The organism is Rhizobium sp. BK379, from assembly GCF_014193955.1.
In the GTDB taxonomy this organism is placed as follows: domain Bacteria; phylum Pseudomonadota; class Alphaproteobacteria; order Rhizobiales; family Rhizobiaceae; genus Rhizobium.
Genome location: NZ_JACIAD010000002.1, coordinates 964,535 through 978,720, shown reverse-complemented (window position 1 = coordinate 978,720; position 14,186 = coordinate 964,535). Strand labels below are relative to the sequence as shown.

Genomic DNA, 14,186 nt, shown 5'->3' with positions numbered 1-14,186 from the left:
TTTCATGAGCACGGATTTCTTCCTCTTCATCGTCATCGGCTTCTGCGCACAGATCATCGATGGCGCGCTCGGCATGGCCTTCGGCGTGCTGTCCACGACCAGCCTGCTGACACTCGGCGTGCCAGCCGCCAATGCCAGCGCCATGACGCACGTGACGGAGCTGTTCACGACGGCAGCATCGGGCATTTCCCATGCCTGGCACCGCAACGTCGACTGGAAGCTCGTGGCGCGGCTGGCGCCGGCCGGCATGATCGGCGGGGCCGTCGGCGCCTTCCTGCTTGCCAGTGTCGACGGCAAGGTGATCGAGCCCTTCGTCTCGGCCTATCTGATCGTGATCGGCCTCCTCATTCTCTGGAAGGCTTTCCACCCGGCTCCGAAGCGGGATGTCCGCGACTGGATGGTGCCGCCGGTTGGGGTTTGCGGCGGCGTGCTGGATGCGATCGGCGGCGGCGGATGGGGACCGATCGTCACCAGCTCGCTCGTCGGCCGCGGCCATGATCCGAAGCGGGTGATCGGATCGACCAATTTCACCGAGTTCGCGGTGACGCTGACCATCTCGATCACCTTCCTGCTGACACTCGGCTGGTCGGAGCTCGGCTCTGCAGCGGGTCTGATCATCGGCGGGGTGATCGCGGCGCCCTTCGGGGCGATCCTCGTCAAGCGGCTGCGGGTGAAACCGCTGATGGTCGCAGTTTCCATCATCATTATCGCGACATCGGCGATACGGTTTTTCTAGCCAGTGTTTCGGCCGAAATAGACATCGACGCTTGAAATCTTCTCGCCGTCGAAGCGGAAGCTTTCCATATTGCGGAAGGCTTTGCCGCTGGTCGTCTCGGCCCGGTAGCGCACGACAGCCTCTTCGCCATCGACCGCCAGGAACTCGATGTCGAAGCCTGTCAGTGCCGGCTCGTTCGGCCAGCAGCGCTCGAAATAGGTCGCACGGTCGATATGGTCGTCCTGCGGGCTGGAAAAGGTAAAGTCCTCCATCAGCATCGCATCGACGATATCCTTCCGCTGATCGATATAGGCTGCGTAGAGATCGCGCAGCATCCGTGCGCGGGCCTCGTTCCTGCTGGTCATAATCGCTTCCTCCTTCGATGTTCTGATTTCAATTTGCAATCAGTTAGAGGCCCGATCATGACTTTCAAGCCACCTTTTGCGCCGAGGGCAGGTCGGATCGGGCGGAATCCGTCCTTGGCAGGCCGCCGGGCGGTGCGTAAAGTGAGGATAGCTTCATCTTGGCGCTAGCCAGACAGTACCGAAGAAGATCCGCAATGACCGATACGCAATGGGACGCCGCGAAGGTGGCGCCCGGCTCCGCCTACTGGAAACGCAACCTCGTCATCTCGCTGCTTGGCTCGTTCACGACCATTGTGGCGATGACGCTGCTGCTTCCGTTCCTTCCGCTTTATGTGGAGGAGCTCGGCGTGAGTAACCATGCGGCGATCGTGCAGTGGTCGGGCATCGCCTATGGCGCGACCTTCCTTGCTGCCGCCTGCGTGGCGCCGATCTGGGGCCGGCTCGGCGACATCTACGGACGCAAGCTCATGCTGGTGCGCGCCAGCCTCGGCATGACGATCGCCATATCGCTGATGGGCATGGCCGGCAGCGTCTGGCAACTCGTGGCGCTGCGCCTTTTCGTCGGCCTGGCCGGCGGTTATGCATCCGGCTCGATGGTGCTGGTGGCGACACAGACGCCGAAAGACCGGTCCGCCTGGGCGCTTGGCGTGCTCTCGTCAGGCATCATGGCCGGCAATCTCGTCGGTCCTCTGATCGGCGGGGCGCTGCCGCCTATCATCGGCATCCGAGGCACGTTTCTGGCGGCCGGCGGCATGATCTTCTTCGCCTTCCTGGCGACGACCTTCCTGATCAAGGAAGAGAAGTCGGCGGCCCGCAAACAGGCGGCCAAAGCATCCGGCGGCTGGAAATCCATTCCCGACAAGCGGCCGGTCGTCGCAATGCTGGCAACCGGACTGCTGCTGATGCTCGCCAATATGTCGATCGAGCCGATCATCACCGTCTATGTGGCACAGATCGTGCCCGACCAGGGCCGGGTAACGATGATTTCCGGCATCGTCATGTCGGCGGCAGCGCTCGGCAGCATTCTCTCCGCCTCGCGGCTCGGGAAGCTTGCCGACCGGATCGGCCATTGGCCGGTCATTGCCGGTGCGCTCGCGATCGCGGGACTGCTGCTCATTCCGCAGGCCTTCGTGAACGCCTCATGGCAACTGATCGGCCTGCGCTTCCTGATGGGACTGGCGCTTGGCGGGCTGTTGCCCTGCATCACCGCGGTCATCCGGCATAGTGTGCCTGATAGTGCCGCCGGCAGTATTCTGGGCCTGTCCATCTCTTCGCAATATGTGGGACAGGTCGCCGGGCCTGTTCTCGGCGGCTTTGTCGGCGGGCATATCGGCATGCCGGCAGTCTTTCTCGGCACCTGCGTCCTGCTTCTTGCGGGTGCGGCCTTCACATGGCTGGTGCGCACGAAGAGCGAGGAAGCCTGAGGTTCAGGCTTTACCGCAAATCATGTCGACGCCGGACTGTGCCAGGGCTTCCAGCGTCTCGCGACTGTCGCCGGCGCGAGCGCGGACGGCCAGCGAATGCATGACGGCGGAGGCGAGCCTTGCAAGAGTGTGAGGGTCGCCTCCATCCGGCAACTCGCGCCGCTCTATCGCGAGCTTCAGGCGCTTTTCGATCTCGCCGTCGAAATCATCCAGGCTGCGGCTCAATACTTCCCGGACGCGTTCATGCTGGATCGCCTCGGCTGTTGCAGTGCCGATGAGAAAACAGCCGCGCGCGGCTGTTTCGCCGTGAAGATAGATCTCCAGAGCACGTTGATAGACACGTGCGAGGTTTTCGCGCAGCGGCAGCAATGGATCGAGCGCATCGGCAAGCACATCCATACTCTCGGCGCGATAGCCCTCGAGTGCATCGAGATAGAGGTCTTCCTTGTCTCCAAAGGCGCCATAGAGGCTCGGACGATTGAGCTGAGTAGCGGCGCTCAACGTATCCAGCGACGTACCGGCAAAGCCCCGATCCCAGAAGACTTCCCTTGCCTTCTGCAAGGTCACCTTCGCATCGAAGGCCCTTGGACGCCCACGCTTTTTCTCACTCATTTTGTACCATTTCGCATAAAATAATTGACCAAGAGAATTTTATGCGAAATAGTACAAATGTCCAACGGATTGATGCGGACGGCCTCGCACCGTCGCAGGAGGAGAAAAACATGAAGCTCTACATGCACGCGGCCGCCTGCTCGCTCTCGCCGCATATCGTCTGCCGGGAGCTCGGTATCGATATCGAGCTCATCACGGTCGATCGAAAGACACATCGCACCAGCAACGGCGAGGACTATCTCGCGATCAATGGCAATGGCTACGTGCCGGCGCTTATGCTCGATGATGGCAAGGTACTGACGGAGGGGCCGGCGATCGTGCAGTTTCTTGCAGACAGCGCTCCTGATGGAAGACGCATGCTGCCTGAGATCGGCAGCTTCGGCCGCAATCAGGTGCAATCCCTGCTGAACTTCATCACATCGGAGCTGCACAAGCCGATGGTGATGCTCTTCAATGCTGATTACGCTACCGTGCATGAGGCGATGCGTGCGGTCGTTCAGAAGCGCCTCGGCTGGATCAACGGAAGGCTTGCCGGCCCTTATCTCACCGGAGAGAATTTCACGGTCGCGGATGCCTATCTCTTCGTCTGCCTCAACTGGTCGCCCTGGATTGCGATCGATCTCGATCTTTTTCCAGCTCTTCCTGCCTTCATGAAGCGCGTCGCTGCCCGCCCGGCCGTGCAGGCGGCATTGAGCGAGGAAGGGCTTATGGCCTTCAATGCCGGCGGCAATTTCTTTGCGCCCATCGCCTATATCCAGTCCGCCGGATATGTCGGCTCTCCGGTCCGGCCGTGATAGAATGCCGGTCCGGCAGGAAGCGCCGCCGGACCGGATTATCCTTTGATGGTTGATAATCCTTCCCGAACAGCATGGATTATCGAAAGCCTTCGATGGCGGCATCTTCACTCCATCGAAACCGGAAGCCCGGTCACATAAAGGAGCGAATAATGACCACCTCAGCGGAGAATGTCGCGAAGACAGATAAAACCATGAAAGCCTACAGGGTCCACGCGTTCGGACCGCCGGAAGCTATCATTCAGGATCAGGTCGATATCCCCGCGCCCGGCAAGGAAGAGGTTCTGATCAAGGTGCACGCGGCCGGTGTCGGCCCCTGGGATGGCTGGATCCGATCCGGTAACAGCGCCCTGCCCCAGCCCTTGCCGCTGACACTCGGTTCCGATCTCTCGGGCACGATCGAAGCGGTCGGCGAAGGTGTTACGCACGTGGCCTGCGGCGATGCCGTCTATGGCGTTACCAATCCCCGCTTCATCGGCGCCTATGCGCAATATGCCATTGCAGTCGCCGGGATGATTGCTGCAAAGCCCAAAAGCATCGGCCATGTCGAAGCTGCCTCGATCCCCGTTATCGCTGTTACGGCGAGGCAGGCGCTGTTCGACCATGCCAAGCTTACCGCCGGACAAACCGTCCTCATCCATGGCGCGGCCGGCAATGTCGGCGCCTATGCCGTGCAATTCGCCCACAAGGCCGGGCTGAAAGTGATCGCGACGGCCAGCGGCGGCGATATCGACACCGTCAAGCGGCTCGGCGCCGATGTGGTCGTCGACTTCCGCAGCCAGCGCTTCGAGGATTTCGCTCGCGATGTCGATGCCGTCATCGATCTTGTCGGCGGCGAGACGCAGACGCGTTCCTTCGCGGTGTTGAAGCAGGGTGGCAGGTTGATTTCGGCCGTCTCGCAGCCGGATCAGGAGCTTGCCAAGGCCAAAGGCGTCGAAGCGCTCTTCTTCCTCGTCAATGTCACGACCAAGGAGCTCCGTGACATCGCTGCGATGGTCGATGCCGGCGAACTCGAAACGAATGTCGGCGATGTGCTGCCACTCGATGCGGCAATCACGGCGCATGAGATGCTGGAGGGCAAACGCCCGCATGCAAAGGGCAAGATCGTCTTGCAAGTCGCCTGAGATGATCCCAGACAGCGTTCGATGGGATAAACAGTCCCAACGGACGCTTTATCACGCCATCCATTTGCGGTGCTCGGCGAACCGCTCCACAAGCATATCCAGGAACAGCCGCACCTTGGTCGGCAGATGGCTGCGGTTCGGATAGACGGCGTTGATATGGATCTCGACGCCGCGATAGTCCGGCATCATCCGCACGAGGCGACCTGCCTCCAGATCCTCGAAGACGACGAAGCTCGGCGCGAGGAAGATGCCCTGCCCGTTCAGCACCAGATAGCGCAGCGTCTCGGCGCTGTTGGAAATGATGCTTCCGCCCACCTTGACGCTTTCCTGCCGCCCCTCGGCATCCTCGAAACGCCATTCCTCACCAAAGGGATAGTATGCATATTGCAGGCAATTGTGCTCGGCGACTTCGGCCGGCGTCGTCGGCATGGCGTGGGTCTTCAGATAATCGGGTGAGCAGACGAGGAAATGCCGCCAGGGCGTCAGCTTGCGCGCAACGAGGCTCGAATCCGGCGATGGCGTCGTGCGGATTACCAGATCATATCCGTCCTCGATCATGTCCACCGCGCGCTCGCCGATGTTGAAATCGATCTGGACGGCAGGATAGAGCGTCATGAACTCGTTGATGACGGGCAGCAGGAAACGGACGATGGCGCTGCTGGTGTAGAATCTCAGAGTGCCGCGCGGCGTCGAACTCAGGGCACCCGCAGCGCGATCCGCCTCTTCGAGATCGGCCAGGATCTGCGACGAGCGCTCGTAATAATATTTGCCGGTCTCGGTCAGGCTTACCTTGCGCGTGGTGCGGTTCAGGAGCCGCACGCCGAGGCGATCTTCCAATGATTGCACATGGTTGCCCACCATGGTGACGGACATGTTGAGGCGCCGCGCGGCAGCGGAAAAGCCGCCACATTCCACCACCCGACCGAAGACTGTGAGGCTGGTCAGCCGATCCATATCGCTCCTCGATTATCCGCTGAGAGTTGATGATCCTTCCCGAAAACAGCAGATTATCAGAAAGCACTGCTGGGTCCATCTTCCACTCATCGAACAGGGCTTCGCACGAACGAAGCAAAGACGAATGGAGAAGGACAATGGTTGAACTGCCCCGCAACGAAGCTTTCAAGACCGTCCAGCCGGCCGAAAGCGCCCCCGCCGCCGAAGCGATGGCTGCAGCGGCAGCGGCCGTGGAGACCCCGAAGAAGAATGGCCGCAAGTTCTTCAAGCGCGCCGTGATCGCCGCAGCCCTGCTCGCCGGCGCCGCCTTCGCCGGTGATTTCGGTCACCATTACTGGACCGTCGGCCGTTTCATCGAATCCACCGACGATGCCTATGTGAAGGCCGATTATACGACGGTCGCCCCGAAGGTCGCCGGCTATATCAAGCAGGTGCTCGTCAACGACAATGACACGGTCAAGGCCGGACAGGTTCTCGCCCGCATCGACGACCGTGATTTTCAGGCAGCGCTCTCCCAGGTCAAGGCCGATGTGAAAGCAGCCGAGGCTGCCGTTACCAATCTCGACGCGCAGATCTCGCTGCAGCAGTCGATCATCGAACAGGCCCATGCGACACTCGATGCCTCGCAGGCTTCGCTTGCCTTCGCCCAGTCCGATGCCGCCCGTGCCGGCCGGCTGATTACCAATGGTGCCGGAACGCAATCCCGCGCCGAACAGAGCCAGTCGCTGAAGGATCAGGCCGCCGCTGCGGTCGAGCGCGATCAGGCCGCTGTCGTCGCCGCCGAGAACAAGGTGCCGGTGCTGCAGACCCAGCGTGAACAGCTGCTTGCCCAGCGCGACCGCGCCGTTGCTGCCGCCAGCCAGGCGGAGCTCAATCTTTCCTACACGGAAATCGTCGCCGCCGTTGACGGCACGGTCGGTGCCCGCTCGATCCGCGTCGGCCAGTATGTCACCTCGGGCACGCAGCTGATGGCGGTCGTGCCGCTGCATGCGGTCTATGTAATCGCTAACTTCAAGGAAACGCAGCTGACCTTCGTGCGCCCCGGCCAGACGGTCGAGATCAAGGTCGACAGCTTCCCCGATGTAGCGATCAAGGGCCATGTCGACAGCGTTTCGCCGGCCAGCGGCCTCGAATTCTCGCTGCTGCCACCTGACAACGCCACCGGCAACTTCACCAAGATCGTCCAGCGCATCCCGGTCAAGATCGTCATCGACGACGAACGCCTTGCCGGCCTGCTGCGCTCGGGCATGTCCGTGATCCCCGACATCGATACCAAGGCCGCCCAGACCTCCGCGGCCGCGGCGGAAGGATTATCCACCCCTGCTGGATGATCCTTCCATTCCTTTCTCAATTATCACCCGAACAGCGTCATGAGACAGTTTTCCGTAGAGCCGGAAGGAGATAAGTCATGGCTACGCTTCAGATCGCCGCAAACAGCAATTCGGTCGCGCGCCCTGCCGCTGCGATCGTCCCTGCTGCCAAACCCGTCATGAGCCCGCTTCGCATGTGGACCGCGGTCGTCGGCTCCACGCTCGGCGCCTTCATGGCGATCCTCAACATCCAGATCGTCAATGCTTCGCTGGCCGATATCCAGGGCGCTATCGGCGCCGGCACCGACGATGGCGGCTGGATCTCGACCTCCTATCTGATTGCCGAGATCGTCGTCATTCCGCTCAGCGCATGGCTTGCCCGGGTCTTTTCGGTCCGCAACTATCTGCTGGTGAACGCCATCCTCTTCCTGGCCTTCTCGGTCGCCTGCGCCTTCGCTGTCAACCTGCAGCAGATGATCATCCTGCGGGCTATCCAGGGCTTTACCGGCGGCGTCCTGATCCCGATGGCCTTCACCATCATCATCACGCTGCTGCCCAAGCCCAAGCAGCCGATCGGCCTCGCGCTCTTTGCGCTCTCGGCAACCTTTGCGCCGGCGATCGGCCCGACCATCGGCGGCTATTTCACCGAAAACTGGGGCTGGGAATATATCTTCTATATCAACCTCGTTCCCGGCGCTCTGATGGTCGGCATGCTCTGGTCTTCGCTCGACCGTGCGCCGATGAACCTCAGCCTGCTCGCCAAGGGTGACTGGCCCGGCATCATCACCATGGCGATCGGTCTTGCCGCACTTCAGACCGTGCTCGAAGAAGGCAACAAGGAAGACTGGTTCGGCTCGGAGTTCATCGTCCGGCTCTCGATCATCGCAGCCGTCTCGCTGACGCTCTTTCTCATCATCGAACTGAAGGTCGCCCATCCGCTCCTGAACCTGCGGCTGTTTGCCCGCCGTAATTTCGGCTTCGGCATCCTTGCGAATTTCCTGCTCGGTATCGCGCTCTATGGCTCGGTCTTCGTGTTGCCGATCTACCTGGCCCGTATCCAGGGCTACAACTCCGAGCAGATCGGCTTTGTGCTTGCCTGGACCGGCATCCCGCAGCTCCTGCTGATTCCGCTGGTGCCGCGCCTGATGAAGCGCTTCGATATTCGCCTGCTGATCATCGTCGGCTTTGCGCTCTTTGCCGTCTCGAACTTCATGAACGTGCATATGACAGGCGACTATGCGAGCGATCAGCTCTTCTGGCCGAATGTCGTGCGTGCCGTCGGTCAGGCGCTGGTCTTCACGCCGCTCTCGGCGATCGCCACGGCAGGCATAGAGCCGGAGAATGCCGGCTCGGCTTCCGCGCTCTTCAACATGATGCGCAATCTCGGCGGTGCCGTCGGCATTGCCTCGCTGCAGACCTTCCTGTCGAAGCGTGAGCAGTTCCATTCGAATATCCTGACCAACTCGGTCTCGGTCTTCGAGGAAGCCACCCGCGACCGTGTCGCCAGGATGACCGCTTACTTCATGAACCATGGCGTCACCGATCAGGCGCTTGCCACTCACAAGGCAGTCGTTGCCATCGCGCTGAAGCTGCGCAAGCAGGCCAATATCATGGCTTTCAGCGACACCTTCTTCCTGCTCGGCGTCGCCCTTGTGGTGGCCCTGCTTGCCACCCTGCTCCTCAAGAAACCCGGCCAAGTCTCCGGCGGCGGCGCTCACTGAGCGCCCCCGCTCCCAAGGAGGAGAACACCCATGAACAATCTGCTCGACATCGACTATGCCGTTGAAACCAGGGCGCCTGCCGGCAGTCTCAACACGACGGCGGTGCTCGGCCTCATCGAATGGCTGACCGGCGACGAATGCCATGCCCTCGACGAGGTCGGCCTTGTCTCCGGCCTTGGCCGCCGCCTGCGTGCGCTCGGCGTTCCGGTCGACCGGCTGACATTGCATCTCATGACGCTGCATCCGGAATATATCGGCCGCACCATCGCCTGGGCGCCAAGCGAACCGGTGGAGATCCATGACCGCGAGCACGGAACGCGGCTAGCCATTGCCAACACGCCGCTTCAGAGGGTTTTCGAAAGCCGCGAAATGCTCGTCGTCGGTCCGGGCCAGAGCCCACATGGCCGCTGGCAGCATATCGATGTCTTTGCCGGACGCGCTCTGGTGCAGTTGATGATCGCGCCACTCTGCAATGCCGATGGCCCGGTCAGCGCCGCGATCTTCGGCACCAAGCGGCCGGGCGGTTTCACATCATCGGAAATGCAGGTGATCGAACGCATAATCCCGGCGCTGCGCAATACCAGTGAACTCCGTATCCTGCGCCAGGTCGAACTCAGCCTGCTCGACACCTATATCGGCCCGTTAACGGCGAGCCGCATCCTGGCCGGGCGCATCCGCCAGGGCGAAATCGAATCCATGCAGGCGGCCCTCCTGCTCTGCGACCTCAGAGGTTTTACCGAACTCTCCAACCGCCTGCCAGGCGAAACGGTGCTCGGGTTGCTGAACGCCTATTTCGACCGGGTCATTCCGGCGATTACGCACGAAGGCGGCGAAGTGCTGAAGTTCATGGGCGATGCGGTGCTCGCCTTCTTCCCCGGATATGATGCGACGCGTACCTGCAATGCAGCGCTTTCGGCGGCACGGGCGATCCTCGAAGCGCTCGATGGGTTCAATTATGAAGGCATCGGCGCCAAGGCCGGCATCGCGTTGCATCATGGCGAGGTCAGCTACGGCAATATCGGCTCCGGCCGGCGACTGGATTTCACGCTGATCGGCGGGGACGTCAATCTTGTCAGCCGTATCCAGGGCGCATGCAGCGAACTTGGGGAACAATTGCTGATGTCGGAGGCGTTTTACGAGGCGGCGAAGCCGGAGGATGCGGTTTCGGCGGGAAGCCATCGGTTGAAGGGCTTCCCTGACGGGGTTGAGTTGTACAGGGTGAGGTAGGTGAACCGCGCCGTACCGCAGGCCCCTCGCATGCCTTAGGGCGTTCGCTGCTGCCATTGATTCACTGGATCTATTGCAGCACCGCGCGGCAGCGCAGCTTGCTACTCATCACTCGCGGAGCGGCCGTAGGCCCAATCCATATAGAGTTCCAGCGCCTTGCGGGTGACCGGACCTTCCTGGAAATTGCGGCCGTCGAGCCTGTTGACGCCGACCACCTTGGAATAGTTGCCGGTTGTGAAAATCTCGTCGGCACCCATGAAATCGTCGACCGAGAGCGTCGCCTCGCGCACGTCGAAGCCGGCCTTGTGCAGCAGGCCGAGAATGCGCTGCCGGGTAATGCCGGCGAGGAAAGTACGGTTGGCGACAGGCGTCAGGATCACCCCGTCCTTGACCATGAAGATGTTCGACGAGGCGGTTTCCACGACATTGCCGTTCGTGTCGCGCATCAGCGCATTGTCGAAGCCGCGGCTTTTCGCTTCGGCAATTGCCCGACCGCTGTTCGGATAGAGCGAGCCCGCCTTGGCGTCGGTCATCGCGGTTTCCGGTGTCGGGCGGCGATAGGGAGATACCGTGAGCGATGAACCGCCATGGCCGCCCATTGCCGCTTCGAAAAGACAGAGTGCGAAACGCGTCGATTCGCCATCAACAGTCACGACACTGCCCGGCGAACCATGCTCGCCCCAATACATCGGCTTGATATAGATCGGCGTCTTGCCATCGAACTTCTTGACCCCTTCCCAAGTCAGCGCCTCGATCTCTTCGGCAGTCTTGAGGGGCTTCAGGCCCATGGCGACTGCAGAGCGGTTGACGCGCTGGCAATGCAGGTCGAGATCGGGCGCAATGCCGTCGAACCAGCGAGCGCCGTCGAAGACCGTGGAGCCGAGCCACATGGCATGCGAAGTCGGCCCGATCAGCGGCGGGTTGCCGGCAATCCATTCTCCGTCGACATAGGTCCATGTGGTCGTGCGGGGTGACGTATCGACGCGCATTTCAGCTCTCCTCCTGAAGTCGGCAAAGCAAAATCCTCACTGCCGGGGACGGTCAAGCGCAAATTGACGGTTGAAACATCGACGCAAGAAAATGCCGGAGACCGCGTTACGATTGAAATATTGATGCGCGTTTGATGGTGCTAAAACGATGGGTGCATAAAGGAAAATGATGAAAGGCCGACTGGATGGTGCCACTGCCGCGTGCCATCATGGCAGGCGGAAAGGCGCGGGCGGACAAGGAGATGAACAGATGAAAGCCATGTATTACGAAGCCTTCGAACAGGCGCCTGAGATCCGCACCGTGCCGGACCCGACGCCTTCGGAAGACGGCGTGGTCATCGAGGTCGGCGCGACCGGCCTCTGCCGCAGCGACTGGCACGGCTGGATGGGCCATGACCCGGATATCCGTCTGCCGCATGTGCCGGGCCACGAGCTTGCGGGCAAGATCGTCGCGACCGGCAAGGGCGTCGTACGCTTCAAGGTCGGCGACCGGGTGACGGTGCCCTTCGTTTCCGGCTGCGGTCATTGCAGCGAATGCCATTCCGGCAACCAGCAGGTCTGCCCCAACCAGTTTCAGCCGGGCTTTACCCATTGGGGTTCCTTCGCCGAATATGTCGGGATCGACTATGCCGACACCAATCTCGTGCATTTGCCAGAAAGCGTGGACGATGCCACCGCGGCGAGCCTTGGCTGCCGCTTCGCCACCTCCTTCCGCGCCGTCGCCGACCAGGCGCGCACCGGCCCCGGCGAATGGATCGCCGTGCACGGTTGCGGTGGCGTCGGGCTTTCGGCGATCATGATCGCCAGTGCACTGGGGGCTAATGCGATCGCCGTCGATATTTCCGTGGAGAAGCTTGCCTTTGCGCGCGAATGCGGGGCTGTCGCCACGATCAATGCTGCCGCGGTCGGCGACGTGGCGGAAGCGGTGCGAGAGATCACCAAGGGCGGCGCGCATGTTTCCATCGATGCGCTCGGCCACCCTGTCACTTGCTTCAACTCGATCAAGAACCTGCGCCGGCGCGGCCGGCATGTGCAGGTGGGGCTGATGCTCGGCGAGCATTCGACGCCGCAAATCCCGATGGCGCAGGTGATCGGCCATGAGCTGGAAATCTACGGCAGCCACGGCATGCAGGCCTGGCGTTATGATGCGATGATGTCCATGCTCGCTGCCGGCAAGATCGCGCCACAGAAACTGATCGGCAGACGCATCAGCCTTGAAGAGGCAGTACCGGCGCTGATGACGCTCGACAGGGCCGAGGGCACCGGCATCAGTGTGATTACACAGTTCTAGGCGGTCGCAAAACGATGGCCCGTGCCGTCGGGCTACCGAACCAAAGGTTGCGATCCCATCTATAGAGTGACGAAGCCAGCGATATGCCGGCGGCGATGGGGGACTTCATGAGCGAGACACAACGCAAGCTGACAACGATCTTTGCAGCCGACGTGCAGGACTATACGCGCATGATGGGCGAGGACGAGGAAGGCACGCTCGCCATGCTCAAGCACTATCGCGATGCCATGTCGCGCCTGATCGCCTCCCATGGCGGGCGAGTGGTCAACACCTGGGGCGACGGGTTGCTTGCCGATTTTCCGAGCGTTGTCGAGGCGGTCCGGGCGGCAATCGACGTTCAGAACGAGCTTGCCGGCAAGAATGCGGCACGACCGATGGACGGACGCATGCTCTTCCGTATCGGCATCAACCTCGGCGATGTCATTGTCGAAGGTGAGGATATCTATGGCGACGGCGTCAATATCGCGGCCCGCCTGCAGGCCTCCGCGCCGGCCGGAGGGATCGTGATCTCCAACACGGTCTATGACCAGGTGCGCAACAAGGTGGCGGTCGGATTTGATTTCCTGGGGGCCTTGGAGATGAAGAATATCGCCGACGCGGTGCCAAGCTATGCCGTTCGCATCGGCGCTGTCGGTCCGGAGCCACAGAAGCCGGCGGCCGCTCCCGAACGGCCTGTCGAGATGCCGAAACCACGATCGGTGGCACCGCGCGGCAGGCTGCGCAAGCTTGGCGGCATTCTGGCTGTCATTGGCGCCATGATCTTGATCATCAATATTGCCACCTGGGAGGGGGAGTTCTGGGCTGTATGGCCGCTGCTCGCCTTCGCCTTCGTCGCGGCCATGATTTGGGTGCGCATGCAGGACCGTTTCGACCATCGCGTCGCCGCGCTTGCCGTCATCGGCGTTGGAATCGTCGCCATCAACATGCTGACATGGCACGGGACATTCTGGGCGATCTGGCCGATGCTGGGACTGTCTGTCGCTGCCGGGATTCGCTGGGCAATGCGCGACTGAGCATCAGGCGCGTTCTGCGAGCCGCCGTTCAGCGCCATAGATCATCATCTGCAGCCCGGCTTCGAAGAAAGCTTCGTGGCCGGATGTGCGGTAATGTACAATTGCCCGGTGTGTGAGCGGGAAATCGGCTGCCGCAGCGTCGAGCTTTTCCTGCTCCGGCGGCGGTTCTGTCTGTTCCTCGATGACGCAGCCGACCGTGTAGCGGGCAAGGGCGACGAGCAGTTCCATGGCGAATTCCGCTTCCATGCCCGCTCCGACGAGGACAGCGATATGGGCTTCGACATTGGGAAGGTCCTGCGGACTGGTTTCCGTGCCGGCATGCACGCGGCCACCGTCGCGATAGCTCAGGAGCGTGCGACGGAAATCACGGGTGTTTTCGAGCATGAAGTCCCGCCAGTTCTCGGGCACGACCGGCCAGTCGTGGGTGTGGCCGCGCGCCATGATCTCCTCGGCCATGGCTTCAATCAGCGCCCGCTTGCTCTTGAAATGCCAGTAAAGCGCGGGCTGGCGCACATTCAGCCGATCGGCGAGCAGCCGTGTGGAGAGGGCATCGATGCCCACCTCGTTCAAGAGCTTCAGCGCTTCGTCGACGATCTGCGCCCGATCCACCTTCATCCTGTTTCCATTCCCTGTTGCCATTTCAATTT

14 protein-coding genes are annotated in these 14,186 nt (G+C 61.5%); 9 read left to right on the top strand and 5 right to left on the bottom strand.

Features of this window, described 5'->3' with window-relative positions; translation table 11 throughout:
• Positions 1 to 4 precede the first annotated feature (4 nt).
• Complete coding sequence (locus FHT93_RS15820; RefSeq protein WP_113116209.1) at positions 5 to 736, top strand: sulfite exporter TauE/SafE family protein; 732 nt, start codon at positions 5 to 7, stop codon at positions 734 to 736.
• Here the strand turns inward: FHT93_RS15820 and FHT93_RS15815 are convergent.
• Positions 733 to 1,080, bottom strand: coding sequence for a nuclear transport factor 2 family protein (locus FHT93_RS15815; protein ID WP_183848254.1), 348 nt, complete (start codon positions 1,078 to 1,080; stop codon positions 733 to 735). The two genes, FHT93_RS15820 and FHT93_RS15815, sit on opposite strands and share 4 nt — an antisense overlap.
• 194 nt (positions 1,081 to 1,274) lie before the next feature.
• Between FHT93_RS15815 and FHT93_RS15810 the strand changes: the two genes are divergently transcribed.
• A complete protein-coding gene (locus FHT93_RS15810; RefSeq protein ID WP_183848253.1) occupies positions 1,275 to 2,504 on the top strand; it encodes an MFS transporter in 1,230 nt (409 codons plus the stop codon).
• Between the two features lie 3 nt (positions 2,505 to 2,507).
• Here FHT93_RS15810 and FHT93_RS15805 read toward each other — a convergent pair whose 3' ends face one another.
• A complete protein-coding gene (locus FHT93_RS15805; protein ID WP_183848251.1) occupies positions 2,508 to 3,116 on the bottom strand; it encodes a TetR/AcrR family transcriptional regulator in 609 nt (202 codons plus the stop codon).
• A 110-nt stretch (positions 3,117 to 3,226) separates the two neighbouring features.
• Between FHT93_RS15805 and gstA the strand changes: the two genes are divergently transcribed.
• Positions 3,227 to 3,910, top strand: a complete 684-nt coding sequence (gene gstA, locus FHT93_RS15800; RefSeq protein WP_112543064.1) for a glutathione transferase GstA — start codon at positions 3,227 to 3,229, stop codon at positions 3,908 to 3,910.
• Between the two features lie 152 nt (positions 3,911 to 4,062).
• Positions 4,063 to 5,034 carry an NADP-dependent oxidoreductase gene (locus FHT93_RS15795; protein ID WP_246781608.1) on the top strand — a complete coding sequence of 324 codons (972 nt, stop codon included), beginning with the start codon at positions 4,063 to 4,065 and terminating at the stop codon, positions 5,032 to 5,034.
• 51 nt (positions 5,035 to 5,085) lie between these two features.
• On the opposite strand, the gene FHT93_RS15790 is transcribed toward FHT93_RS15795, so the two are convergent.
• Positions 5,086 to 5,988: a LysR family transcriptional regulator gene (locus tag FHT93_RS15790; RefSeq protein WP_112543063.1), complete on the bottom strand. Its 903-nt coding sequence runs from the start codon at positions 5,986 to 5,988 to the stop codon at positions 5,086 to 5,088.
• A gap of 137 nt (positions 5,989 to 6,125) precedes the next feature.
• On the opposite strand from FHT93_RS15790, the gene FHT93_RS15785 reads away from it, so the two are divergent.
• The 3 genes from FHT93_RS15785 (at position 6,126) to FHT93_RS15775 (ending at position 10,246) form a co-directional block, all read left to right on the top strand.
• Complete coding sequence (locus FHT93_RS15785; protein WP_183848249.1) at positions 6,126 to 7,319, top strand: HlyD family secretion protein; 1,194 nt, start codon at positions 6,126 to 6,128, stop codon at positions 7,317 to 7,319.
• A gap of 77 nt (positions 7,320 to 7,396) precedes the next feature.
• Positions 7,397 to 9,019, top strand: a complete 1,623-nt coding sequence (locus FHT93_RS15780; RefSeq protein ID WP_183848247.1) for an MDR family MFS transporter — start codon at positions 7,397 to 7,399, stop codon at positions 9,017 to 9,019.
• 30 nt (positions 9,020 to 9,049) lie between these two features.
• Positions 9,050 to 10,246 carry an adenylate/guanylate cyclase domain-containing protein gene (locus FHT93_RS15775; protein WP_183848244.1) on the top strand — a complete coding sequence of 399 codons (1,197 nt, stop codon included), beginning with the start codon at positions 9,050 to 9,052 and terminating at the stop codon, positions 10,244 to 10,246.
• 101 nt (positions 10,247 to 10,347) lie between these two features.
• Here FHT93_RS15775 and FHT93_RS15770 read toward each other — a convergent pair whose 3' ends face one another.
• Positions 10,348 to 11,235: a branched-chain amino acid aminotransferase gene (locus FHT93_RS15770; protein ID WP_112543059.1), complete on the bottom strand. Its 888-nt coding sequence runs from the start codon at positions 11,233 to 11,235 to the stop codon at positions 10,348 to 10,350.
• A 250-nt stretch (positions 11,236 to 11,485) separates the two neighbouring features.
• Between FHT93_RS15770 and FHT93_RS15765 the strand changes: the two genes are divergently transcribed.
• Both FHT93_RS15765 and FHT93_RS15760 read left to right on the top strand, forming a co-directional pair.
• Positions 11,486 to 12,526, top strand: coding sequence for a zinc-dependent alcohol dehydrogenase family protein (locus FHT93_RS15765; protein WP_112970996.1), 1,041 nt, complete (start codon positions 11,486 to 11,488; stop codon positions 12,524 to 12,526).
• 107 nt (positions 12,527 to 12,633) lie between these two features.
• A complete protein-coding gene (locus FHT93_RS15760) occupies positions 12,634 to 13,539 on the top strand; it encodes an adenylate/guanylate cyclase domain-containing protein (RefSeq protein WP_112971108.1) in 906 nt (301 codons plus the stop codon).
• A gap of 3 nt (positions 13,540 to 13,542) precedes the next feature.
• Here FHT93_RS15760 and tetR read toward each other — a convergent pair whose 3' ends face one another.
• On the bottom strand, positions 13,543 to 14,154 hold the full coding sequence (gene tetR / locus FHT93_RS15755) for a tetracycline resistance transcriptional repressor TetR (protein WP_113203639.1): 612 nt from the start codon (positions 14,152 to 14,154) through the stop codon (positions 13,543 to 13,545).
• Positions 14,155 to 14,186: the final 32 nt, after the last annotated feature.